Origin of the sequence: Acetomicrobium thermoterrenum DSM 13490 (genome assembly GCF_900107215.1) — a bacterium.
In the GTDB taxonomy this organism is placed as follows: domain Bacteria; phylum Synergistota; class Synergistia; order Synergistales; family Acetomicrobiaceae; genus Acetomicrobium; species Acetomicrobium thermoterrenum.
In genome coordinates, this window is sequence record NZ_FNPD01000004.1 from 81,106 (window position 1) to 104,612 (window position 23,507).

General features: G+C 43.4%; 21 protein-coding genes. 9 read left to right on the forward strand and 12 right to left on the reverse strand.

The annotated features are described in order from the left end of the window. The first annotated feature begins 140 nt into the window (after positions 1 to 140). Complete coding sequence (locus BLU12_RS04410) at positions 141 to 1,325, forward strand: M20 metallopeptidase family protein (RefSeq protein ID WP_234945451.1); 1,185 nt, start codon at positions 141 to 143, stop codon at positions 1,323 to 1,325. A gap of 64 nt (positions 1,326 to 1,389) precedes the next feature. On the opposite strand, the gene BLU12_RS04415 is transcribed toward BLU12_RS04410, so the two are convergent. Then, on the reverse strand, positions 1,390 to 2,364 hold the full coding sequence (locus tag BLU12_RS04415; RefSeq protein ID WP_091460884.1) for a sulfurtransferase: 975 nt from the start codon (positions 2,362 to 2,364) through the stop codon (positions 1,390 to 1,392). A 142-nt stretch (positions 2,365 to 2,506) separates the two neighbouring features. On the opposite strand from BLU12_RS04415, the gene BLU12_RS04420 reads away from it, so the two are divergent. The 4 genes from BLU12_RS04420 (at position 2,507) to BLU12_RS04435 (ending at position 8,464) form a co-directional block, all read left to right on the forward strand. Then, on the forward strand, positions 2,507 to 3,874 hold the full coding sequence (locus BLU12_RS04420; protein WP_071804866.1) for a TIGR04283 family arsenosugar biosynthesis glycosyltransferase: 1,368 nt from the start codon (positions 2,507 to 2,509) through the stop codon (positions 3,872 to 3,874). A gap of 208 nt (positions 3,875 to 4,082) precedes the next feature. Then, entirely contained in the window at positions 4,083 to 4,994 is a 912-nt protein-coding gene (locus BLU12_RS04425) for a sulfurtransferase (RefSeq protein WP_009200325.1), read from the forward strand. Between the two features lie 97 nt (positions 4,995 to 5,091). Beyond that, positions 5,092 to 5,814 (forward strand): TVP38/TMEM64 family protein, encoded by a 723-nt coding sequence (locus BLU12_RS04430; RefSeq protein WP_009200324.1) that lies wholly within the window; start codon positions 5,092 to 5,094, stop codon positions 5,812 to 5,814. A 37-nt stretch (positions 5,815 to 5,851) separates the two neighbouring features. After that, positions 5,852 to 8,464, forward strand: a complete 2,613-nt coding sequence (locus BLU12_RS04435) for an FAD-dependent oxidoreductase (protein WP_091460885.1) — start codon at positions 5,852 to 5,854, stop codon at positions 8,462 to 8,464. Between the two features lie 80 nt (positions 8,465 to 8,544). Here the strand turns inward: BLU12_RS04435 and arsS are convergent, their stop codons facing one another. The 7 genes from arsS to ychF all read right to left on the reverse strand — a co-directional run bounded on the left by arsS (position 8,545) and on the right by ychF (position 14,652). Continuing rightward, positions 8,545 to 9,516 carry an arsenosugar biosynthesis radical SAM (seleno)protein ArsS gene (arsS, locus tag BLU12_RS04440; RefSeq protein ID WP_091460887.1) on the reverse strand — a complete coding sequence of 324 codons (972 nt, stop codon included), beginning with the start codon at positions 9,514 to 9,516 and terminating at the stop codon, positions 8,545 to 8,547. Between the two features lie 21 nt (positions 9,517 to 9,537). Then, positions 9,538 to 9,873, reverse strand: coding sequence for an arsenosugar biosynthesis-associated peroxidase-like protein (locus tag BLU12_RS04445; RefSeq protein WP_009200321.1), 336 nt, complete (start codon positions 9,871 to 9,873; stop codon positions 9,538 to 9,540). Positions 9,874 to 9,987: 114 nt separating this feature from the next. After that, positions 9,988 to 11,217: a M48 family metallopeptidase gene (locus BLU12_RS04450; RefSeq protein WP_091460889.1), complete on the reverse strand. Its 1,230-nt coding sequence runs from the start codon at positions 11,215 to 11,217 to the stop codon at positions 9,988 to 9,990. Positions 11,218 to 11,235: 18 nt separating this feature from the next. Next, entirely contained in the window at positions 11,236 to 11,868 is a 633-nt protein-coding gene (gene thiE, locus BLU12_RS04455) for a thiamine phosphate synthase (protein ID WP_091460890.1), read from the reverse strand. 12 nt (positions 11,869 to 11,880) lie between these two features. After that, on the reverse strand, positions 11,881 to 12,696 hold the full coding sequence (gene thiM, locus BLU12_RS04460; protein WP_091460892.1) for a hydroxyethylthiazole kinase: 816 nt from the start codon (positions 12,694 to 12,696) through the stop codon (positions 11,881 to 11,883). A 33-nt stretch (positions 12,697 to 12,729) separates the two neighbouring features. Further along, complete coding sequence (gene thiD, locus BLU12_RS04465; RefSeq protein WP_234945452.1) at positions 12,730 to 13,521, reverse strand: bifunctional hydroxymethylpyrimidine kinase/phosphomethylpyrimidine kinase; 792 nt, start codon at positions 13,519 to 13,521, stop codon at positions 12,730 to 12,732. 36 nt (positions 13,522 to 13,557) lie between these two features. Continuing rightward, positions 13,558 to 14,652 carry a redox-regulated ATPase YchF gene (gene ychF / locus BLU12_RS04470; protein ID WP_009200316.1) on the reverse strand — a complete coding sequence of 365 codons (1,095 nt, stop codon included), beginning with the start codon at positions 14,650 to 14,652 and terminating at the stop codon, positions 13,558 to 13,560. Positions 14,653 to 14,991: 339 nt separating this feature from the next. Here ychF and BLU12_RS04475 point away from each other — a divergent pair, with 339 nt between their 5' ends. Beyond that, complete coding sequence (locus BLU12_RS04475) at positions 14,992 to 16,323, forward strand: sodium:solute symporter family protein (protein ID WP_234945453.1); 1,332 nt, start codon at positions 14,992 to 14,994, stop codon at positions 16,321 to 16,323. A 51-nt stretch (positions 16,324 to 16,374) separates the two neighbouring features. Here BLU12_RS04475 and BLU12_RS04480 read toward each other — a convergent pair whose 3' ends face one another. Then, positions 16,375 to 16,803 (reverse strand): bis(5'-nucleosyl)-tetraphosphatase, encoded by a 429-nt coding sequence (locus tag BLU12_RS04480; protein ID WP_091460895.1) that lies wholly within the window; start codon positions 16,801 to 16,803, stop codon positions 16,375 to 16,377. Positions 16,804 to 16,909: 106 nt separating this feature from the next. Here BLU12_RS04480 and BLU12_RS04485 point away from each other — a divergent pair, with 106 nt between their 5' ends. The 3 genes from BLU12_RS04485 to BLU12_RS04495 all read left to right on the forward strand — a co-directional run bounded on the left by BLU12_RS04485 (position 16,910) and on the right by BLU12_RS04495 (position 20,752). Further along, a complete protein-coding gene (locus BLU12_RS04485) occupies positions 16,910 to 18,409 on the forward strand; it encodes a DUF4139 domain-containing protein (RefSeq protein ID WP_091460897.1) in 1,500 nt (499 codons plus the stop codon). A 145-nt stretch (positions 18,410 to 18,554) separates the two neighbouring features. Next, positions 18,555 to 18,830: a FeoA family protein gene (locus tag BLU12_RS04490; RefSeq protein ID WP_091460898.1), complete on the forward strand. Its 276-nt coding sequence runs from the start codon at positions 18,555 to 18,557 to the stop codon at positions 18,828 to 18,830. Further along, the gene (locus BLU12_RS04495; protein ID WP_091460901.1) at positions 18,830 to 20,752 is read left to right on the forward strand and encodes a ferrous iron transporter B; all 1,923 of its coding nucleotides are present in this window, start codon (positions 18,830 to 18,832) and stop codon (positions 20,750 to 20,752) included. The genes BLU12_RS04490 and BLU12_RS04495 overlap by 1 nt, the downstream gene beginning before the upstream one ends. Positions 20,753 to 20,764: 12 nt before the next feature. Here BLU12_RS04495 and BLU12_RS04500 read toward each other — a convergent pair whose 3' ends face one another. The 3 genes from BLU12_RS04500 to BLU12_RS04510 are packed head-to-tail and all read right to left on the reverse strand — an operon-like array spanning position 20,765 to position 23,453. Continuing rightward, complete coding sequence (locus BLU12_RS04500) at positions 20,765 to 21,550, reverse strand: ABC transporter ATP-binding protein (RefSeq protein ID WP_234945454.1); 786 nt, start codon at positions 21,548 to 21,550, stop codon at positions 20,765 to 20,767. Between the two features lie 20 nt (positions 21,551 to 21,570). Continuing rightward, positions 21,571 to 22,554, reverse strand: coding sequence for a FecCD family ABC transporter permease (locus BLU12_RS04505; protein ID WP_091460904.1), 984 nt, complete (start codon positions 22,552 to 22,554; stop codon positions 21,571 to 21,573). A 50-nt stretch (positions 22,555 to 22,604) separates the two neighbouring features. After that, entirely contained in the window at positions 22,605 to 23,453 is an 849-nt protein-coding gene (locus BLU12_RS04510; protein WP_234945455.1) for a LacI family DNA-binding transcriptional regulator, read from the reverse strand. Between the last annotated feature and the right edge of the window lie 54 nt (positions 23,454 to 23,507).

The following is a 23,507-nucleotide window of genomic DNA, read 5'->3' on the forward strand; positions in this document are numbered from 1 at the left end:
CCCTCCGCAAAAACTCGCATGCTGTATAAACTTTCCAGATACAAAAAAACAATGATAGTCATCATTGACGTTTAATCAAAAGGTTCATTATATTCTATCTGAACGACCATAAAGTTCAACAAAAAAGGAGCGTTTAAATCATGTTCACTCTAACCTTGATGAATAGGGCAGCAGAAATTAGGGATTGGATGAAAGAAGTCAGAAGAGATTTTCATAAACACCCTGAACTTTCGACAGAGGAGAGGCGAACAAGGGAAAAGATAAAGGACTACCTAAAGGATTTAGAAATTCCCTTCAAGACATTTGAACATCATTACGGAATAGTAGGGTTTATAAAAGGAAACGGAGACAATACAATTGCCCTCCGCGCTGATATGGATGCTTTGCCAATCCAGGACAAAAAAGAAGTGGAATATGCCTCACAAAATACGGGCGTTATGCATGCCTGCGGTCATGATGCTCATATGTCGATATTGCTCGGAGCAGCAAAATTGTTAAAAGAAGTTAAGGACCACCTGCAGGGCAACGTCCTTTTGGTCTTTCAGCCGGCCGAAGAGACGGTAGGCGGGGCCAAGCAGATGATAGAAGATGGTGTGCTGGATAAAAACGTCAAGGCTATCTTCGGACTCCACGTTTCTACGGAAATACCGACGGGAAAGATCGGTATAAGATTTCATCAAATGAACGCCGCTTCAGACGTCCTGACCCTTAGGGTATTGGGTAAAAGCACTCATGGCGCCTATCCGCACGAAGGCATTGATGCCATAGTAATAGCAGGGCAACTAATCTGTGCTTTGCAAACAATCGTTAGCAGGGCGACGGATCCCAGAGATTCTGCCGTATTGACCTTCGGAACAATAAACGGTGGCAGTCAAAATAACATCGTAGCGGATGAGGTAACGCTGACCGGCACCTTGAGAACTCTATCGCCAAAAACTCGCGAGATGCTAAACGATAAAATAGCGCAATATGTGGAACTGATTCCAAAAGCCATGGGAGGACAGGGGGTTTTGGAAAGGATCAAAGGATACCCGGCCTTAATAAATCATCCCGCATGGGCCCAATTGGTAGTTGATACCTCCATCTCTCTTCTCGGCGAAAACTCGGTGCTGGAACTTGAAAAACCGAGCATGGGAGTCGAAGATTTCGCATATTTTCTCGAAAGGGTGCCAGGCGCATTCTATCAACTGGGGTGCAGGAACGAAGAAAGAGGAATAACCCATCCCGGTCATAACGATCTATTTGACATTGACGAGGAATGCCTTCCCATTGGAGCGGCACTGCAGGCGGGCTGTGTTTTAAATTCACTCTCGCGGTTAAGCTAAAAACTTATTGGAGGTATGGGGAATCCATACCTCCAATTATCAAGATCTTCAAGTTTGCGTTATTTTACTTTGGCTCTCCCGTCTCTATCGGCAACTCTACGTAGTAACTCCACTCGATCCAAGAGCCATCATAGTTCCTCACGTTTTCGTAACCAAGCAATTGAGTCAGAACGAAAGTAGTGTGCGCAGAACGTACTCCCGATTGACAATAAACTATTATATTTTTATCGGGAGTTACACCCCTAGATTCGTATATTTCTCTCAGCTCATCCGCTGTTTTGAAGGTATTGTCTTCATTAAGCGCTTCCTTGTACTCTATCCAGATGCTACCGGGAATTCTGCCTTTTCTGTATGCACCACTTTTCAATGTTTCTCCCGTGAATTCATTAAAGGCTCTCACGTCAAGTATTATGGAATCCGGGTCGGACATTGCTTCTTTGACATCTTCTAATGTTGCTAATTTTTGTAAATCCATTTCTCCTTTAAACCTGAACTCTTTCGGAATGATTTCCGGCTTGCTCGTCGTCACTTCGAAACCGGCAGCTTTCCAGCCATCTAATCCTCCATCTATCAAAGCAACCTTATTGTGCCCATACATATCTAACTGCCACCAAAATCTTGCGGCGTCATAATCTCCCCTGTCATCGTACAAAAGTATGAAGGTATTTTCGTCAGCACCCAAACTTCCCAATAATATCTCCATCTTTTCTTTGCTGCATCTCATGCCTTCAAAGGGGTATTCGTCATCATCCGCGCTGTAATCAGGTCTCCACACATTGACGGCTCCTGGAATATGACCTAAGGAGTAGGCAATGGATCTTCTAATATCTATTATCAACACATCTTCTTCTTTTTCCATTATCTCCTTTGCCCTTACCGCAGACACGACAATATCAGAGTTAGCGTAATCGGCATATTTTCCCTCTTGCTCTCTTAACTCTATTTCCGACTTTACCTCCACGCCACGGCCACGATACCATAGCATTCCGCCAACCAAAGCAATAACAAAGATTAATATAGCAATCCCGAACTTCTTCATAACCAATCCTCCTAGCCGGTTTTGCGATAAGTGATAAATCTCAATAAAATACGTGTATAAAATAAAAAAATGATTCTATGTTGTCAACTCTTTCAGGATGAGTTGGACAAAAAGTATAAAAAAATATAACAAGGAGGCAAAGATGGCACGCATAGCGGTTTTCACGAAGTACCCCGAAAGCGGCAAGGTAAAAACACGCCTTGCAAAAGATATCGGAGAGGACAAGGCAGCACGGCTGCAAAAAGAAATGACAGAATTCGCCCTTTCCAATTTATGGCCTTTAATTTCTCGGGGCCATAAATTGGAGGTCAGATTTGACGGAGCTACTTTAGACCAGATGATCTCTTGGCTTGGCGACGGGCTTGAATACGTACAACAAGGTGACGGAGAACTTGGTGTCCGCATGGCACGGGCTATAGCAGATGGCTTAAAAAAAGACAAAGAACCTGTTATCGTCGTAGGAAGCGATTGTCCTGAGATCAACGCTGAGCTAGTTTTGGAAGCAATCGAAGCTTGCAAACACAGCGATATCGTTATCGGCCCTGCCTTCGACGGTGGATACTATTTGATCGGTATGAAAAACTTTGAGCCCGATTTATTTGAACATATTACCTGGGGCAGCAGTACTGTGTTCGAAGAAACCATAAGAAAAGCAAAAAAGCTTGGCCTTTCTGTCTGTAGTCTTACATTGTTAAAAGATGTAGACAGATTTGGTGATATAGAAATATTTGATAAAGCAAAAAGAAAAATAGGTTGGCAGGGGTTGCCCTTTATCAGTGTTATTATCCCAACGTTGAACGAAGAGAGAAATATAGCTAAAACCTTAGAAAACGCCCGAGGAGTAAAGGTCGAAAGAATCGTCGCGGACGGAGGCAGCACTGATAGAACTAGGGATGTCGTTAAGAAATGTAATGTTAAGTTAATATATTCAAAAAAAGGAAGGGCCGTCCAACAAAATGCCGGTGCCCAATATGCTAAAGGCAAAATACTTTTGTTTTTGCATGCTGATTCATCTCTTCCCGGCGGATTTGACAGCGCCATAAGACAAGCCTATGTCAATAACTTTTCCTTTGGAACCTTTAGCCTAGGTATAGATGCCAGTGGCCTTGGTTTTCGTGCTACAGAAATGATCGCTAATGCAAGAAGTAAATATTTAGGCTTGCCCTATGGTGATCAAGCTATTTTCGTTGACAAAAAACTTTTCGAAGATGTCGGCGGATTTCCAATAGTACCCATCATGGAGGATTTCCTGTTGATCAAAAATTTAACTAAGGAATCAGGGAACAAGCCCACGATCCTCCCTCAAAAGGTTATGACCTCTCCAAGAAGATGGCAACAATACGGTCTTTGCAAAGTTTTCTTCGTCAACCAGCTCATCATTTTAGGATATTATGCAGGTGTTTCTCTTGAGGTACTTGCTGAATTTTATAAAAAACCATCGATGCAAATGGGAAAAGCAATAGTATACGAGCTACTTAAAAAATTTTTACACATCAAAAACAATGCCTGACTATATAGAGTAAGATTCCACTATTCATAATAAAAAAAGTTATAAAAGTGCACAATTTAGTCCAATGACCAATAACACAAATTTTTTAAATGACTTCAAATCCCCTTGACACCTATATAGGTAAATGTAAAAAATTATTATGAATGTTAAACGTGTGCATATTAGTACAGGTGATAGTGATAACTAATGCAATATATGGAGGTGTTAGATGGCAATGTGGTTGAAAAAGGTCAAATTGTTTGCTCTGTTATGTTTGTTTATTTTGATTAGGATTGGAGGAACCGCCTTCGCGTCAGATTATGCTAATCCCGACGCAATAGTTAGTGTCGATGAATTGCATTCGCATATCGAAAAAGGAGAGGTCAAGATTATCGACGTAAGGGGGGGAATGAAATATAAGTTGGGTCATATACCTGGAGCCGTCAACCTAGATTTCGGCAATTTCATCGACAAAAGTTCTCCCTATCCTTACATGTGTCCATCAAAAGAACAAGTTGAAGAAACTTTGAGAGCATTAGGGTTAAAAAATAATGATACGTTGGTAATATACGGAGACACTCCAAACAATGCAGCTGCCCGGGTATGGTGGATATTGGATCGCTATGGGCACAAAAACATTAAACTTTTAAACGGTGATATTGCCGCTTGGGAATCCGCCAACTTTAACAAGGAAATGCTATCCCCCAAGATTGAAGCCACGACTTACATTATAAATGGCGTGGATAATTCAAAGTATGCATCAGCTGAAGATGTAAAAGCTTCCTTAGATGACCCTAACGTCGTAATTTTGGACGTGAGATCATATGAAGAATACACTGGAGAAAAACTTCTCAAGGGTGCCAAAAAAGCGGGACGTATTCCCGGAGCCGTTTGGGTTGAATGGACTCAGGCTCTGGATGAAAAGGGGCACTTTAAATCATTTAACGCACTTAAGGAACTTTATGAATCTAAGGGTGTTACTCCCGATAAAACAATTATCGTATATTGCCAGGGAGGCTATCGTGCGGCACATACAACATTTGTGCTACATCGCCTCTTAGGATACCCCAACGTCAAGAATTACGATGGATCATGGGTAGAGTGGACAGCTTTGGACTTACCTGTGGAAACGGGAAAGTAATTCTCGATTTGAAAATAATCGAAAGACTTATCTTTTGCTCATACAACTTTAACGTTAAAGTTGTATGAGCAAAAGATAAGTGAAGGGAGTGTTCAATATGACTGTAAATAACCTAAAAAATCAAAAAACGAAAAATTCCTCCGGCAACATTAAAAGAGTCTTGACTGCAGTAGTCATTATTGGGGCTATCATATTGATACTGCATAGACTAGGCGTTTTTTCCTACTTGACTCTTGAAAATATTTCAAGGATAAGAGAATGGATTTTAAGTTTTGGAATTTGGGGACCCGTTATTTATATAATCCTATGGATAGCGGCCTGTGTCTTCTTTTTGCCGGGATTGCCTGTTGCATTAGTGGGAGGGATTGCCTTCGGCCCCCTTTGGGCAACTGTTTATTCCTCTATCGGTTCTACGTTGGGAGCAACTGCAGCTTTCCTTATAGCCCGATATGTGGCGAGAAACATGGTGGAAGAATGGGTAAACAAATCTCCACAGCTCAAGAAAATCGACGAAGGCGTAAAAAAACACGGATGGCGTATGCTTATGATCACGAGATTGGTTCCTATTTTTCCTTTTAACGTACAAAATTACGTATATGGATTGACAAAAATATCGCTGACAACTTACATGTTGGTATCATGGATTTGCATGTTGCCCGGCACCATAGCCTATAGCTTTGCTGGAGGGTCTCTGTCTCAGGGAGGAGATATGAAGCAGACATTTATTTATTTGAGCATAGCCGCAGTCTTCTTCGTAATTATATCTTTAATTCCCGGCTGGATTCGAAAGAAAAAAGGTGACGTTATAGATAACGTCTAAACCATTCAAATTTTGTTCATGGAGGTGTGTTTGCTAAATGACTGAAAAGATAAAAGTAAAACAATATCCGCCTGATGTTATAGAGAAAATGAAAGAGATAGTAGAAGAATGTATGGGAGACGCACCCCCTTTTTGTCAAGCGGCATGTCCTATGCATACGGATGCAAAGGGTTATATACAAATGATTTCGGAAGGAAAATATAAGGATGCGATCAAGTTAATCCGAGAAAAACTCTTCTTGCCGGGAACGCTGGGTCGCATCTGCGCTCACCCCTGTGAGGAAAGATGTAAACGAGGGGACTTGAAATACCCTATGTCTATAGCCGAGCTGAAAAGGTTCGCATCTCAATTTGATAACCCGAGCGATTGGGACCTGCACTGTGAACAAGATAAAGGCAAATCTGTAGCTATTATAGGAGGAGGACCAGCAGGGGCTCAGGCGGCCATAGATTTGAAAAAAAAGGGTTATTCCGTAACTATATTTGAAAAGCTACCTAAAGCGGGAGGGATGCTGCAGGTAGGTATACCTGAGTATAGATTGCCAAGGGAAATTGTCGACTTTGAATACAGCTATCTTTATAAACTGGGTATAGAGATTCGAACGGGAACTGAAGTAGGTAAGGATATATCTTTTAACGATATAAAGGACAATTATGATGCCATATTGATAGCTACTGGCGCTACAAAAAGCCTAATCCTTCCCATTCCTGGTAATGATTTGAATGGAGTATTGGGCGCACTAGAACTGCTAAAGGACGTTAGTGAGAAAAAACCTGTCGAAGTAGGCAATAAAGCAGTGGTAATTGGCGGAGGAAATGTCGCCATGGACGCTGCTAGAACGCTTCTACGAGTAGGAGCCAAAGAAGTACAACTCTTTTGCCTTGAACAAAGGCATGAGATGCCGGCCCATACTTGGGAAGTGGAAGAAGCGGAAGATGAAGGTGTTATAGTCAACAACGGTTACGGACCCAAGGAGATACTGGGGAAAAATGGAAAAGTTAAGGCCATCAGATTTAAAAAGTGCCTTTCCGTCTTTGATGCAGAAGGTAAATTCAATCCCAGTTACGACGAAAATGACATAATTGAAATAGACGCAGATAGTATTATATTCGCAGTGGGTCAACGACCTGACACATCTTTTATCCCAACAGAGATTGGACTGGAGCTTGAAAAAAACGGAAGGATAAAAGTCCTTCCGGAAACATTAGAGACCAACATCCCGGGAATTTTCGCAGCCGGTGATGTTGTTATAAAGCCATGGTTTGTCATCGAAGCTTTAGCCCTCGGGCGAAAGGCAGCAATATCAATAGACAGATACCTGGAAGGAAAAGATTTGTTTGCAGACAGAGACCTCACCTGGGAAGGTCCTTTTGATACATGGTTGGAAAAGGATATTGAAGGGGAGGAAATCTTGCCGAGAGTGCAAACACGCATGAGGCCTTCACAGGAGCGAATCAATGATTTTAAAGAAGTAAATCTAGGCTTTACCGAAGAAATGGCTCGCAGAGAGGCAGAGCGCTGTTTGCAATGCGAATGCAGGCTATGCATGCAAGAATGCTTAATGCTTAATGATTTCGCTCACTGTCCAAGGGAGCTTTTCGAAGAAATCCTTAAAAGCAATGAGGTTAATCCCCTAGTTCCCTACTCTTGCAACATGTGCGACCAATGTACGCTTCAATGTCCAAAGGAGTTTAAGCTGGGAGACAGATTTAGCGACATAAGAAAGGAATTAGTTCAAGAAGGGTTAGCTCCATTGAAGGAACATAAGCCCATATTGGCACATCAACGACTTGGCTTTTCTAAACTTTTTAACGTTACCGTTCCCGACACAAATACAGGTAAGACTGTCAGGGTCTTTTTTCCGGGATGTAGCTTGCCTTCATATAACCCCGAGGCCGTAGGTGCTATTTATGCATATTTAAAAGAGAAGTTGCCCGGAACCGGAGCTATACTGAAATGCTGCGGAAAACCTACAAAGGCATTGGGAATGATGGAAGATTTCCATCATAAATTTGACAGCGTCATAGAGGAAATAGAAAAACTGGGCGCTACAGAAGTTATAGTGGCCTGCCAGTCCTGCTATAATACCTTCAGGCAGTACTTGCCTGAGCATATAAGTGTCAAATCTTTATGGCAACTGCTACCGGAAATTGGTCTTCCCGATGATGCCGTAGGTATTGGCAAAGATACGGGTATAACAGTTGCTATTCACGATTCCTGTGTTACCAGAGATGTTCCATCTATACATGATGGCATCAGGTGGATAGTAAAGCAGCTGGGCTATGAAATCGAAGAACTGCCACACAGTAGAGAAAACACGCGTTGTTGCGGATATGGAGGTATGATAGTTCCTGTTAACCCCGATCTAGCGAAACGTGTGATGTCGAGACGTGCACAGGAAGCAAATTCCGATTGCATAGTAACTTATTGTGCCGCTTGCAGGGCATCTATGATGGCTGGAGGAAAACAAGGTTTCCATATATTGGACTTAATTTTCGGCGGAAGCCTTGCCGGGCGGGAAGCTCCAGCCCCTGATGGTTCACTAGCCAGCTGGTACAAGCGCTGGAAGACGAAGCGATTACTGAAAAAAGTAGCCGAAACCCAGTCCAGAAAATCATCGTTAAGCAGCAACAACGCGCGGGCGGCATAAGTTTAAACAAGGCAATTTGCCGTGAAAATAAAACTGGGAGGGATCAATCCTCCCAGTTTTATTTTTCGTTGTAAACTTTACTATTTAACTGTTTCGCCTTGACAGGAGGAGCCGGCTCCTGCCGTACAACCGAAACAATGTTCGCCCACAACTATCTTTCTATTGGAAAGTTTGTCATAATCAAAATCGAATATATGGGAAGGGCCATCCTTAATCTTTAAACCCAACATTTGGTTAAAATCACAATCATAAAGATATCCCTCCCAATCAACAGAGATGGTCGTTCTGCACATTACATTTTCTACAGCAACGGGATTAAAGGCGGAGATCAATTCCTCCATATAGCCACCATAATTTTCGCTTCTTTGTAGAAATTCCATGAATCTTCCAATAGGCATGTTTACAATCACAAAAAGGTTATTGAAGTGTACACCGTATTTCTGCAGCAAATGTTTTTTGTACTCTGTTTCCAGCGCTTTTTGGCTTGCGGGCAAGTAGGCCCCTGCAGGATTGTGAACCAAATGAACTTGCAAATTTGACCCAGACATTCCGTAACCAAGCTTGTTGAGTTCCTTCAATGCTTCTATAGACCGAATGAACGTATTTTCGCCACGTTGTCTATCCGTTCTCGAGGGATTATAATCGGGAAGCGAACCCACTAGTTCGATGCCCAATTTACTGTAAATTTCTAAATATCGACGCCATGGTTCATTGAGTAATATCACCAGATTTGTTCGCACGATAATCCGTCTAGAGGGCCTTGCGAGCATTTTCAAAAACCAAGCAAGATCGGGATGCATCTCAGGAGATCCTCCTGTTATGTCAACTACAGAAATATTATTGGCATCAATAACATTGAGGCAGGCTTCCAGAATCTCTCTAGACATTATCTCCTCTCTTTTGGGCGAGGCATTGACATGGCAATGCTTGCAACATAAATTGCATCGTCTAGTGATATTAAGCTGTAATATTTGCACTCCTGTAGCTCGCAAGGGCATCATATTCAAGCTGCAAAGCTTATTTTCAAAACTTTCCGCAACTTTTGTCTCCATGACCTGGCTATCTCCCCTTTTTTACATTTCTTTCTGCTTTATAATCTTACGCATCTGCGTTGCATGGGCTAAAGTATCTCCAGCAACCATCGAGGCTGCTACATGCACAGCCTCCATCATCTCATCATTGCTTACACCCAAAGACAGACACTTATTAGTATAAGCATCTATGCAATATGGACAGTGACGAACTGTTGCAACTGCTAGGGCTATCAAGGCTTTTTCGCGTTCTGTCAAAGTTCCTGCGCTTGTGGCAGCACCGTAATAATCGAAAAATTTCTTACCTAACTCAGATGCATATTCCACTATATTAGGAAAATCCTTAAGATCTTTTTGTTCATAATATGATTGAGACATATAAATTACACCTCCTATGAAATTCAATTTATACCTATCAGGGTTTATTATACATAAAAATAATGTATTTAGAAGACCTATATACGGAAGTCATTCTTATATTTCATTCCACATCTAAATATTGGTAAAAGTTTTTAAAAACCTTAGCCTCTCCGGAATGGGCGGATGTGTGCAGTACCACGCTTTATATAAAAAATGCCGAGGCAACCAGGCCATGTTATCGGTCGATATTTTTGAAAGTGCGTTTATCATTAGACTACTGCCTGCATGTCGGGCAGCAAATAAGTCGGCTTTTATTTCTTGTCGCCTTATAAAGCTCAGCAGGCAGGGTTGAAAAAAGAGAGTAACTGCCATATTTAACAGAAGAAAGGCATAAATGGCGAACTGTTGAGGATTTTGAATTTGAAAATCATACATGAAGCCGACATTGGACATGACAAAGGCGAAGTATACTAAGACCGCTTGAATCGCTAAAACCAAGCCTATGCGCTTCAGGGCGTGTGAAAGTTTCCAATGCCCCAGTTCATGTAACAAAACGGCAATAACTTCATCCGCAGCGAGGCTCGAAACAAGGGTATCGAAGAGCACTATCTTTTTATTGCTTCCAAGACCTGTTACGAAGGCATTGCTATGCAACGTCCTCTTGGATGCATTGGCGACAAAAACTTTTATTTTATTGATGCCCAATTTACGCAACAACTCATTGATTTTAAATATGAGCTCCTCATCGGCAAGAGGGTTAAGTTTAAAGAAAAGCGGGATGACCACCGAGGGGACAAGTATCATGGCAACAATTTCAAACAAAGCGAAGACAAATATCAGATAAAGTGGCCATATCCGACTTTCAAATATAACGGCAAAACAGGCAAATCCCAAAAAAGACAACAAAACAATAAAACCTAATACTATGGCTTGGTCTTTGATGAATATGCTTTTGGTAGTTTTATTAAATTTATACTTACTTTCGACATAGAATACTTTAGCCCACGCCCATGGGAAAGAAGATACCCAAAAAAGAAGCCCAAAAGCAATGCCGAATGCTCCGGCCCTGAAAATGGGCAAACTAATTTGAGCGGTTAAACCCTCGACAAGCTTTGGAAGGTCATAGGCGACGATAATAGCGCTTATTAAGTAATTGGTGAGCGTTTCTCCCAAAGAGATTCTCAAGTGTTCAATGGCGTAGTCAACGTTTTTGTCGTTAACTGTGGACTTTTGGACGTAGCCATCAAAAACTGTATTGGGATTTAACTTCATTTTAATCAGATGTCGCCACTCCAGTGAATGAAGAAAAACCTCCCACGTTACGGCTCCGATCCACAAAATCCAAAAAATTTGTTTCCACATACGAGGTATACCGCTAAATTAAGAAACTAAAGACCTCAAAGTCCTTGCAGCACCAGCTATGTCCTTTTGCGATATTACAGCAGATATTACAGCAACGCCCACTGCTCCAGCTTGCAAAGCCTGCTTTACGTTATGTACCCCTATCCCCCCAATTGCCACGCAGGGCAATTTTGTGTTAACGCAAACCTCTTTCAGCCCTTCGATGCCTATCGTCTTCGCATCAGGCTTGCTGGACGTTCCGAAGACATCTCCTACTCCGAGATAATCAGCGCCTTTCCTTTCTGCTTCGATTGCCTGATCTGGAGTTCTAACGGATATGCCTATAATAAAACCTTCGGGAGCTATTTTTTCCGCCGCCTCTAGAGGCAAATCTTCCTGTCCAAGATGGACGCCATCGGCACCGGCGGTCAAAGCTACATCTAACCTATCGTTTACTATGAAAAGAACGCCCTTTTCTTTGCATATTTCTTTTATCGCTAAAGAAGCCCGATAACAGTCTCGCCCCTGCATCCTTTTATCGCGAAGCTGAATGGCTGTAGCGCCCCCTTGTATAGCCAATCTTGCCTGGTCGCACAAAGGCACCCCCCTTCCCAATCTCCTGTCCAATATAACGTAAAGCTTTAATCTATCCTTCAAATCCAATAACTTCACCTTCTTGCAGTACTATAAATCTAATTTTTGCCACTTTGGAAACACGATGGACGAGGGGTTTCTTACGCAAGCAAAAAGGGCATCAAATAGGTTGCAATGAAAACTCCCGGGACCGTAGGATTTTTTAACCGCCACTTCTGCAACAAAACCCATCAATGCCAGAGACGCCAAAGCTGCAACCAAAGGTTCAGTTACAGCCATGCAAGCTGCTATGATAGTGCCCACATAACATCCTGATCCGGAAATGAGGGAAAGCCATTCGTGACCGCTCTCTAAGGCAAAGACGTCTCTTCCGTCAGAAACATAATCTATCGGGCCTGTGGCAACGGCAATGCAGTTATATTTGCGTGAGACTGTTTTGACAGCCAGTGCAGCTCGGGGAGAATCTGCTGAATCAACTCCTCGCACTTGAGCGCCCTCACCGCCAAGCAATGAGATCTCAGCACCGTTGCCCTTTATTAAGCCAAAAGCCTTAGTATCGAGTAACCTTTCTACAAGATCCGTTCTCATATTAGTTGCTCCATAGCCAACCGGATCAATGAGGGCAGGTCTTCCCAATTCTCTAGCCTCTCTTGCCGCAACGAACATGGCTTCGATTCCCTCTCTCGTAGGGGTACCTATGTTAACCAACAATGAATCAGATACGGCGACCAATTCAGCAGCTTCTCCGGGATAAAGCGACATGACGGGAGAGGCACCAATAGCCAAAGCCAAATGAGCCTGCCCGCTAATAGCTACCATGTTGGTCATGTGATATATTAATGGTTTATGCAGCATCAAATTGTTAAATACATCGGCAAAGCGAGTTTCCAATTCCGGATTGTCCATCTTCACACCCCCATCTAGCGAAAAGAAAGCTGTTTAATCGGAATTTTCAAGCCAGTCTACCTTGAAAATATGCCCCACACAGCCATACCCCTTTCCACCTTTGAACCTATGTTGAATAGCCAACCTGGTATAATCTTTGGCCCTTTTCACCGCTTCTAAAGTATCGGTACCTGCAGCCAATTCCGCCGCAATCGCTGCCGACAATGTACAACCTGTTCCATGATGATCGTTCGTATGTATCCTTTCATGCTCGAAGACATGAAACTTTCCCTCATAGTAAAAAAGGTCGGTAACCCTTTCACCCTCCAGATGTCCTCCCTTTACAAACACACCTTTAGGGCCTAATTCGGCAATGACTTTAGCTGCCTCCTTCATTTCGTCAAGAGAGGTAATTTTCATCCCTGTCAGTTTTTCCGCTTCAGGAATGTTTGGGGTTACTATAAAGGCAAGGGGAAGAAGTTCACCGATCATGGCGTTAACGGCCCCTCCAAACATTAAAGGATCTCCGCTTTGAGCAACCATGACAGGATCCACCACCAATTTGGTCACTCTATGAGTTTTTATGCCCTCAGCTACCTCTGAAATGGTTTCCTCGCGCGAAAGCATGCCTGTTTTTACGGCACCTACAGAAAAATCAGTCAATATTGCCTTTATTTGGGCGCCAACCATCTCGCAAGGTATATCGAAGACCTTGTGCACTCCCAAACTGTTTTGAGCTGTTACTGCCGCCAAAGCAGCAGTACCAAAAACCTTCAAATGCAAAAAAGTTGCAAGATCAGCTTCTATACCGGCTCCTCCACCGGAATCGCTGCCGGCTATCGTCATCGCAATACCCCTATATGTCATTTTTATCACCTTGCTTTATATATTGAATCGTATTTCTATAATATCTCCGTCTTTTACTATGTAATCCTTGCCCTCCAGGCGAAGCAGGCCCTTCTCTCTGGCCACTGCCATGGAAAATCCCAATTGCTTGAAATCATCGAAGTGTATTACCTGAGCCCTTATAAACCCCCTGGCTAAATCAGAATGGATAGCTCCTGCTGCATCCAAAGCGGTAGAACCTTGGGGTATAGTCCAAGCTCTAACTTCGTCATGGCCCACTGTAAAAAAGGAAATCAACCCAAGCATTTTGTAGGCCTCTCTTATTAGCCTCTCCCTTCCGGGATTCGTTATGCCAAGCTCTTTCATGAATTCTTTTTGGTCCTCCGAGGAAAGATCGGCCATCTCCATTTCCATCCTGCCGTAAATCTTTATCAAGGAAAGTCCCCTCTCCGCTGCCAACCGGACTATTTTATCGTAATCGGGAATTTTATCGTCAGACGTCTGCGTTTCATCCAAGTTTAAAACTATCAACTCCGGCTTTAGCGTCAAAAAGGAAAAACCTCTCGCTTTTTTATGCTCTGTATCGGAAAATACCAACTCCCTCAATGGCCTTTCAGACAGAAGATGGGAATGACACTTTTCCAGCAATTCCTTTTCCTGTTCTTCTTCCTTCTGCAGCACTTTCTTTTTTGCCAGCCTTTCCAGACGATTTTCTATAACGGACAGATCTCTAAATATTAATTCCATCTCAACTATTTCGAAATCCCTTAAGGGGTCTATATTTCCCTCGGGATGGGCAACTTCAGCATTATCGAAACATCTTATGATGTGAATCAATGCGTCAGAATCGGCAACGAAAGTCAAAAAGGCATTACCCAAACCGGCTCCTTTGCTTGCATCCTTAGAAAGGCCGGCCAAATCGACAAATTCGATTTGGGCAGGAACCGTCTTTTTCGGTTTATATACTGATGCAAGTTCCTGCAATCTCCCATCAGGGACATCCACAACAGCTCTATTTGGGTCCGTCTTCCCTCCGGCATAGGACTTGACTTCCGCTCGAGCGCTCGTTAAGACATTGAAAATCGTCGTCTTGCCCGACAGGGGAAGCCCGACAATACCACAATTCAACATGACCACCACTCCTTTTTCAAGAGGCCCTATACATTTTAACCCAGGGTTATATATTATGCTAATTTCTTGCGATCAATTTCTCTTCTGCCCGAAAATCGTGCGTCTGCCATGGAGGTTCCTGCAATTCTAATATCCTTGGTTTCAATTGACACATCTCGGGCTTTTAATTAAGATTATTGGAAAAATTTCAGGCAAGCCAATTCGATATTTTATCATAGCTTTTATGGAGGTGTTATTTAATTGAGCGTTCAATTATTTATATTAATTGGTTATATTGCGATGTTATATGTTATCTCGTGGTACGCGACACGCCTTGTCAATCGAGGCGGGGGAGGAGCTTTGAATTACCTGTTAGCAGGAAGGCACTTCCCGACCATCATTGTTGCGACGATGTTGACGGGGCTTGCAATAGGAGGGGCTTCTACTGTAGGGGTAGCCGAAGGAGCTTATACGCAGGGCATCTCGGCCGGTTGGTATAATGCAGCTTGGGGAGCAGGTGGCATCATAGTAGGTATACTGGTCGCCGATGCTTTTAGGCGCATGGAGGTTCGTACAATACCGGAAATGATGGAGCGCATGTATGGCCCCTCCAGCAGATTGATAAGCATAGTAGCTCAAATATTAATAATGATGGTCATCACTTCTCTTCAGTACGTTGCAGGAGGCGCAATTCTTACCGCTCTGCTGCCGTCTATTTTTACCTTCCAGCAAGGAGTTCTCTTGACGGCCCTGGTCTTTGTCGGCATTACGCTGATAGGCGGATATTGGGCAGCAGGACTCTCCAATCTGATAAACGTAATCATAATCTATCTCGGAGTAGTGGTAGCTATCTTTATCTCGGTCTCGAATTTTGGCGGTTTCGAAGCCATAACTTCCCGACTCCCGATAGAGGGACCATGGTTTCATCCTATTAGCGGTGTTGGGCTTTCTATTATAATGGCTTGGATGGTCGTCATGATCACTCAAACCTTCTCGATCCAGGCAATATCTCAAATTGCCTTTGCCGCCAGGAACGGCCGTACTGCACGCCGCGGTTTTATTATAGGAGGAATAATAACCATACCTGCTGGATTTTTGTGCGCGCTCTTTGGGATTATTGCCGCTGCCCAATTCCCTGGCCTGGAAAATGCCGCTATGGCACTGCCCATCCTGGTCACCCACATAACACCGGCAGTTGGAGGATTGTTGCTCGCATCCTTGTGGGCTGCGGATATATCGACAGCAGTGGGATTGCTTCTCGGGTGTTCAACCATGGTCACCGAAGATTTTCTAAAAAGGCTTATGCCTGAAAAAATAACGCCACGGGGAGAGTTGCTCATTTCACGGCTCGCCGTCTTGCTCGTCAGTGCAGCCACGTTATGGCTGGCCCTGACATCTGTCGGAATTTTAAAGACCATTACAACCGCTTTAGCCATGACATCCTCCTTTACCCTTTTAATATTAGCCAATATCTTCGCGCCGGCTCTGTGCAAAAAGAATTGTGGTTTTTGGACTATATTGGCATCGGTAGTGATTTGGGTAGCCTGGACTTTATTTCCTTCAACTCATATTGTTCCTCATGTAATATACTTAGAATGGCCAATTTGCCTCGTCGTGTTTTCGGCATGCGCTTTATTGAGCAAAGAGCCTGCCGAAAGGCTTTTGAAGGAAGTCCCTGAAACTGGAAACTGATCGGCCTGCAGGATCAGAAATATATGCTGCTGAAGCGACCTTAGAGGATGTTCAAGAATTGGGCATCCTCTTTTTTAAAATTTTTTGGTGAGCCCATTCAAGAATTGCTTTTAGCCTTTCGTTCAAAAGAGCTCTCGCATCATCATAGGGCAACCACTTCCACTCATGATGCTCGGGACGCCCCAGGTCTGGAGATATTGGAAGAAATACGTCCTTTGTTTTGGTTTCTGCAATATAAAACATGGCAACCTTTCCTTTGCCATAGGGAGGCGTTTCAATAACATCGTCATAAAATATCACATCGGTCAAACCTGTCTCCTCTGCAACCTCGCGCTTGGCGGTTTCCAAGGGATGTTCCTCCTGTTTTATCTCGCCCTTTGGAAAATCCCAATTTCTATAAGCCCTGAGAAGCAAATAAACAGGCCTGTCATTCTCCCAATAAAAGATCACAGCACCTGCACTGATGGTTTTGATTCTCATCTTTCAACGCCTCCTCAGATTCTAGAGCTATCTTATTTTTTCATTTTATTCTAATATAGTCCCGTAAGAACACGAAATTTTATGAAAAAGCAAGGGAGATGTAAAAATGAGGAAAATACGTCTGGGCCTATACTTATTTGCGGTGGTTTTAATGGCATTGATGGGCGCGCATTCGTCTTGGGCTGCAGAAGGCGATTTTAACATGCTATCACCATCTAAAGTAGAAATATTTCCCGAAGGAGCCCTCCTTTACTTTGAAATGCCTACAGGCGAAGCAACCGTTACACTCCCTCCAACAATAGACCCTAACAGCATATCGATATATTCGGATTCGGGCGTAAATATAACGAAACTGGAAATAGACAAAGAATATCTGGGAGACTGGGTCCCATCCGAACTTGAGGAGTTGAAAACACAAATTGACTCATTGCAATCGAAAGTGGCCGAAACGGCTTCCCAGTTAAATGCCCTCAAACAATCTGCCGGGATGTTTGAAAACATTCCACTTCCCTCCGATCCGCGTAAGGCTAAAGAGATAATCTCGGAATTGCAAAAAGAAAGGTTCGCAATTGAACAAAGCATATTCGATTTGGAGCTAAAACTGGAAGCCCAAAAAAGCAACTTGAAATATTTACAGGACCAATGGAATGCCCTTCGCCCTATCGATGATTTTGCAGCCAGGGTTGCGATTTCATCGACTGGAAAAGGCACAATCCTCCTTAAGGCCTTCAGTCACGAAGCGCGATGGCGCCCAGTTTACTATGCTAATTACGACACCAAAAGAGGAGAATTGACGCTGGATGTCAAAGCTGAAATATATCAAAAAACGGGAATTCCTTGGAATGGGAAAATATCACTTTACACCCATACTTCAAAGGATGAAGTCGGCATGCCCGAACTTCCGCCTTTGGTAGTGGAGTTCAGAGAACCGATTACCTTTAAGGCGCTTTCGCGAAATACCGCCAGTTTCGAACAAAAGACAGAAACAAGAGCCGAAGTTCTTCCGGGTATAGTTTATGCCGTGGATTCCACTATTGCCGGCACGGGAAAATTAGCATTACTCCCCCTCGAAAAGTACAGCGAAAAGACAGAAATAGAAATACGTTGCTTACCTCAAATAGATCCTGAAGCATGGATTATCGTAGAAACTAAACCAATTGAAAAATCTCTTGCCAAAGGAAAAGTCCATCTTTCTATCGACAATACCCCTACGGGAACAAGCTTAATAGACAATACAAGTGCGGGCGAAAATTTTAGGTTTTCCCTCGGTAAATCTCCATTGGTTAGAGCAACCAAGGTAGACCTGATACCAAAAACCGGTGAAAAATGGACAAAAGGCACCCTTTTGGATGGTTATGACATCACTGTAGTAAACGGACTTTCCCAAGAGAGTTATATCACAATCATAGATAGAATTCCCATTAGTTCCCATCAAGATATCAAAGTTTCAAATATAAGTATCGAACCGGAGCCAACGGAGACAACTGAAAAGGGTATTTACACCTGGAAATTGAGATTAAAACAGAAAGAGACGGGAACTATAAAAGTGAGATACGAGATAAAATTCCCTGAAGGTAAGGAGATTACAATAAGACCCATCTACTAAGACCTTTGATAAGCCTGTATCAATCAAGCTTGACATCTTTTGTTTTAGGATATAAATTTGGCTAGGCTAACTTTTTTCGAATGTTCTTTGATCCTTTATTGGTCAGCAGCGCGTGCAATATATTTGGAAAGGAAGTTATAATAATATGTTAGCGAGAAAATCTGATGATCAAGAAAGCATGTCTCTTATCCTATTGCCTAACGGTAAATATGCAGAGATAGCATCTTTGCCACCGGGCCAGTGTGGAAAAAGACTTGAGGCGCTGGGCCTTAGGGCTGGCAAAAAGATTAAAAAACTTCATGGAATGCCTTTTTGCGGACCGGTAACGATCGAAATCGATGGAAGACAGGCAGCGATAGGCTATATGGCAGCCTCACGAGTTATGGTAAAACTTGTGGAAAAGGGATCTCTAGAGGAGTGATGCTTATGTCCTGCCACGGACTTTTCGACATATTAAAAAAACGAAAAACCGATGATCGAAACAATGTCAACCTAGATGACTTCGAGAGCAATACAGGTTGCGGTATGGGGATACATTGCAGTGAGTGTCCCCTGTCTTTTCGTTGCAGCCATAATGGCAATAAAGACGTATCAAAAACGACGAATAGCGGCCAAAAAATTAAAAAAATCCTTCTAATGGGAAACCCAAACGTCGGCAAAAGCGCTATATTTTCCCGATTGACGGGATTACATGCTATTTCCTCCAATTACCCCGGGACTACCGTAGGTTTTCTTGAAGGATCCGTTTCAATCGACGGAGAAACATACAAGCTCATAGATGTGCCGGGCGCTTATACGTTGGATCCAACTAACGAAGCAGAAGAAGTTGCCCGTCGCACCTTAGACGAAGGTGGAGATATAGTTGTAATAGTCGCGGATGCAACTGCTCTGGAGAGAAATCTCTATTTGGCACTTCAGGTGCTTGAAAAAGGTTACCCTTCGGTATTGGTCTTAAATATGGTTGATGAAGCCAGACACAAGGGCATACACATAGATTTGCAAACGCTGGAAATAGAGCTGGGCATCCCCGTTGTGTCGACTGTTGCCGTTACCGGAGAAGGTATATCTGCACTCAAAGCCGCTCTCGCAAAGGCGCGCCCCTCCTTCATACTTCCCATGGGCAAAGACGAGCGATGGCGATTGATAGGCGATATAGTTATGCGATCCCAGCAGGTAACACACAGACACCACACTTTTCGCGATCGCCTTGAGGATATAAGCGTTCATCCCGTATCAGGTCTGATATTGAGCCTATTGGTCATAGGATTGAGCTTTTACACAATAAGAACTATTGGCGAGGGGTTGATTGATTACGTCTTTGACCCTCTATTCGACAGATTTTGGGGTCCACTCCTTGCTTCTTTGTCTAATCTGCTGGGTGGCTCGGGATTCCTCCATGACATTCTCATCGGGCACCTCATTGACGGAAACTTGGACTGGGAACAGAGCTTTGGAATTCTGTCGACGGGATTATACGTGGAATTTGCTATGGTATTCCCCTATATAATCTCATTTTATTTAATCTTATCTTTGCTTGAAGATATTGGCTACCTGCCACGCTTGGCCGTGCTTTTTGACGCTCTACTGCACAGGATAGGCCTTCACGGATTTGCAATAGTGCCCACCCTTTTGGGCCTAGGTTGTAATGTCCCAGGAATTCTGGCAACAAGGGTATTGGAATCAGAACGGGAAAGGTTTATTGCTGCTACCTTGATATCGGTTGCCGTGCCCTGCGCCGGCCTTCAGGCAATGATATTTGGTGCGATTGGTTCGCTAGGCATGAGGTATGTCGTGGTTATATATGCTTCTCTTTTTCTCGTATGGCTGATTCTTGGATATGTGCTTAATAAAATTTTATCGGGTCAAAGCCCCGAGCTAATTGTGGAAATTCCGCCTTACAGACTGCCTTCGTTTCGAGATCTAGGCCTGAAACTTTGGTTTCGCATATCGGGGTTTTTATTGGAGGCAACTCCTCTGGTGCTTATAGGGATCCTGATCGCCAATCTTGTTTATTCCAGCGGAATACTTCCCTGGATCTCTAATTTCTTAAAGCCTACTGTGTATCTTCTCGGGTTACCCCCGGAGGCAATTGGCGCGATATTGCTTGGTTTCTTGAGAAAAGATGTGGCCGTAGGCCTGCTATTGCCTCTTGGGCTGACTCCCCAACAGCTTATCGTAGCAATTGTTGTGCTTTCCATGACCTTTCCATGCATCGCTACGTTCGTTGTGCTCTTCAAGGAATTGGGGGCAAAAAGGCTGCTGCAAAGCATAATTATCATGATTTCCATTGCCATGTTAGCGGGGATCGCTTTAAACTCCCTTTTTTCTCTCATGATTACATAGGTCGAGGTTACTTTAAAGGGGTATGGCGATCAACCCGCCATCCCAATGTTTTACGTACCAGGAAACGTCAAATACCTCGCTCAGCATATCTGCATCGACATCTTTCGTGTCACAGATATTATAAACTGATCCATCTTTCATCAAAGCTATCCTGTCCGCAAAACGAAGCGCTAGATTGACATCGTGCATGACGCAAAGGGCCGCTCGGCCCCCGTTGGCGTAAGCCCTCAAGACTCTCATAACAGCCACCGAATGTTTCGGATCGAGAGCGCTCGTTGGTTCATCTAACAGCAACAAAGCTGCGTCTTGAGCAAGACATTGAGCAAGCAAGACCCTTTGCAGTTCTCCGCCCGAGAGGGATGTAACTGATCTTTCTTCAAAGCCCTTCATTTCAACTTCCTGAAGATAACGCAATGCCAATTTTACATCAAAGGTTCCGTAGCTGCCCAAGAAGGAAACCCAGGGATATCGCCCCAACAATACTACATCCAAAACTTTAAAAGGCATTGCCATGTGTGCCTTCTGAGGCATATAAGATACCATCCTGGCCAACTCTCTGCGGGATAGCTTTTCTGCGGAACGGTTTAAGATATTTACGCTTCCCTTCATATCTACCAGCTTAACAAAGGCCTTTAACATCGTGCTTTTTCCGCTGCCATTAGGCCCGAGCACTGCAACAAGCTCATCTTTATGCACAGTAAGCGATATATCGCGCAAAACCTGCCTGTCTCCATAAAAGGCTGAAACGCCTTGGGCGTTTAACGCCTCTGCGGGACGTTCTGAATCTATTTTATCCAATAGCAAACACCACCTCTAAATCAAGACGACTTCCACAGAAGAAAACAGAAAACAGGACCTCCCACAAGGACAGTCAGCACTCCCACAGGCAACGAACCCAATGCACGTGCCGCAATGTCCGACCATAACAATATAAGGCCGCCGCCCATCCAAGAGGCAAAAATAAGCCGAATATGAGAATGTCCCACTATCATTCTAAATAAATGCGGGACTATCAACCCTATGAAACCAATCACACCGCTATAGGAGACAGCAACTGAGGTTATAAAAGAAACGATGCAAAGTAAGATCCATCTCGTACGATGTGTGTTCATCCCCAAAGTTTCGGCCTTTCCCTCCCCCAGGGATATGAGATCTAATTCTCTATGCAGCAGCAAAAACAATAAGGCCAAGCCCGAAGCTATTAAACACCCGGGAAGCCATCTCCAGCTAGCAGAGTTGAAACTGCCCATGATCCAAAAGAAAAAAGCACCCAGCTTTTCAGGAAATAAAGTTTGAAGCAACATCATGAAAGCCTGAAGGATGCTGCTTACTATGACTCCCGACAGAATAAGCCTGGTTGGATCGATCGAGCGTGATCTGCTGCTCAATGCCCATACTCCGGAAAGAGTCAAAATGCCCCCCAAAAAAGCAAAGAGCCTTATCGATGGCAAGTTGAAGGCAATTGCAAGAGTTGCACCCAATGCAGCTCCAGAGGCAACGCCCAAGGTATAGCTTTCGGCCAAGGGATTAAGAAGGAGACCTTGATAAACCACACCCGAAGCCCCAAGGATCGAACCAATCAAGAAAGCTATTATTGTTCTAGGAAACCTTACATAAAGGACAATTGCATTAAAAACGTCCCCCGAATCTCTTGCTTGTGAGGACGTGAAATAGGAAAAAACTATTGAAACAACATCCTTTAATGGAACATGTACCTCACCAATCACGAGAGAAAGACACATAGTCAAAAGGACAACAAGACTTGAGGCAACTACAAAGGCAAAATAGCTCTTTTTTTTCACCGGGTTCCCCTTTCTCAATTCTTCAGCTTAAAAAGCCATCATTAAAATCATCATTCAATGGAAAATCTCACCAAATTTTTAAAAGGGACATCGCGATGTCTCAATATGTTGACTAAAAGCTTTGCTGCCAAAACGCCCATCTCAAAACAGGGGAAATGAATGCAATATCCACCCATGGCTTTTGCGAAATCTCGTTCGTCGAACAAAAGCAACATATCTCCTTTACGAAAATATTCTTCTTTAAATCCTGAATCTTGATCTATTTCGTAATTGGAGTTGATTAATCGCCCAATTCCCTTTGGCAAGGTCCCGTCGCATACCCAAAGGGAATTTTTACCCTTTCCTTTGTACCCTTTGAGTTTTACTCTTAGAGTCCTATTAGGCTTGGTATCTCCCGCAAATACTATCCTGCGCCCGTCAGCTAGTTTTATTATCATTTGAGCCAGGTCCTCCCAAAAGGGCACAATGCTTACATGTTTATCTATCGTCTCTCCTACTGCTATCAAGGGAAAATCGACATCCGGCGGAGGGCTTCCCACCCAAATAATGCCTTCTACTTTATGCGCTACAAAACGAGATCGCAAAAAGCTTGCCTCAAAATCGTCGGCTACATAAATAATGGGCTCCTTATTAACAGTTGCCATAATGCGATTTATCCCTTTCAGAAACCTATTTAATCCAGAAAATTGCTGCTCTTCAACCACTACGCTTATTAACCCTGACTTTCTTTCCGATAGCCCTCTAGCCAAGGCATTAGGTTTATATTCCAGACGCTTTATGACCTCCCAGACCTTTTCCCTCGTTTTTGACGATATTCGGGGGTCTCCTCGCAACACGCGGCTAACAGTTGCCTTGTCAACACCTGCCTCTTTCGCTACATCAGCCATTGTTACAGACATTAGCTTCACTCCAAGTCAACTTACCTTTTATATCATAAGCATATTGTAATAGTC

Excerpts from the sequence above, each read along its gene's own strand:
- BLU12_RS04445 (WP_009200321.1), bottom strand. The coding sequence starts at position 9,873 with ATGTCTCAATCATATTATGAACAAAAAGATCTTAAGGATTTTCCTAAT.
- BLU12_RS04415 (WP_091460884.1), bottom strand. The coding sequence starts at position 2,364 with ATGAAGAAGTTCGGGATTGCTATATTAATCTTTGTTATTGCTTTGGTT.
- BLU12_RS04485 (WP_091460897.1), top strand. The coding sequence starts at position 16,910 with ATGAGGAAAATACGTCTGGGCCTATACTTATTTGCGGTGGTTTTAATG.
- thiD (WP_234945452.1), bottom strand. The coding sequence starts at position 13,521 with ATGACGATAGCCGGCAGCGATTCCGGTGGAGGAGCCGGTATAGAAGCT.
- BLU12_RS04480 (WP_091460895.1), bottom strand. The coding sequence starts at position 16,803 with ATGAGAATCAAAACCATCAGTGCAGGTGCTGTGATCTTTTATTGGGAG.
- BLU12_RS04430 (WP_009200324.1), top strand. The coding sequence starts at position 5,092 with ATGACTGTAAATAACCTAAAAAATCAAAAAACGAAAAATTCCTCCGGC.
- ychF (WP_009200316.1), bottom strand. The coding sequence starts at position 14,652 with ATGTTGAATTGTGGTATTGTCGGGCTTCCCCTGTCGGGCAAGACGACG.
- BLU12_RS04410 (WP_234945451.1), top strand. The coding sequence starts at position 141 with ATGTTCACTCTAACCTTGATGAATAGGGCAGCAGAAATTAGGGATTGG.
- BLU12_RS04495 (WP_091460901.1), top strand. The coding sequence starts at position 18,830 with ATGCTTATGTCCTGCCACGGACTTTTCGACATATTAAAAAAACGAAAA.
- thiM (WP_091460892.1), bottom strand. The coding sequence starts at position 12,696 with ATGGACAATCCGGAATTGGAAACTCGCTTTGCCGATGTATTTAACAAT.
- BLU12_RS04435 (WP_091460885.1), top strand. The coding sequence starts at position 5,852 with ATGACTGAAAAGATAAAAGTAAAACAATATCCGCCTGATGTTATAGAG.
- BLU12_RS04490 (WP_091460898.1), top strand. The coding sequence starts at position 18,555 with ATGTTAGCGAGAAAATCTGATGATCAAGAAAGCATGTCTCTTATCCTA.
- BLU12_RS04425 (WP_009200325.1), top strand. The coding sequence starts at position 4,083 with ATGGCAATGTGGTTGAAAAAGGTCAAATTGTTTGCTCTGTTATGTTTG.
- BLU12_RS04420 (WP_071804866.1), top strand. The coding sequence starts at position 2,507 with ATGGCACGCATAGCGGTTTTCACGAAGTACCCCGAAAGCGGCAAGGTA.
- BLU12_RS04510 (WP_234945455.1), bottom strand. The coding sequence starts at position 23,453 with ATGTCTGTAACAATGGCTGATGTAGCGAAAGAGGCAGGTGTTGACAAG.
- BLU12_RS04450 (WP_091460889.1), bottom strand. The coding sequence starts at position 11,217 with ATGTGGAAACAAATTTTTTGGATTTTGTGGATCGGAGCCGTAACGTGG.
- arsS (WP_091460887.1), bottom strand. The coding sequence starts at position 9,516 with ATGGAGACAAAAGTTGCGGAAAGTTTTGAAAATAAGCTTTGCAGCTTG.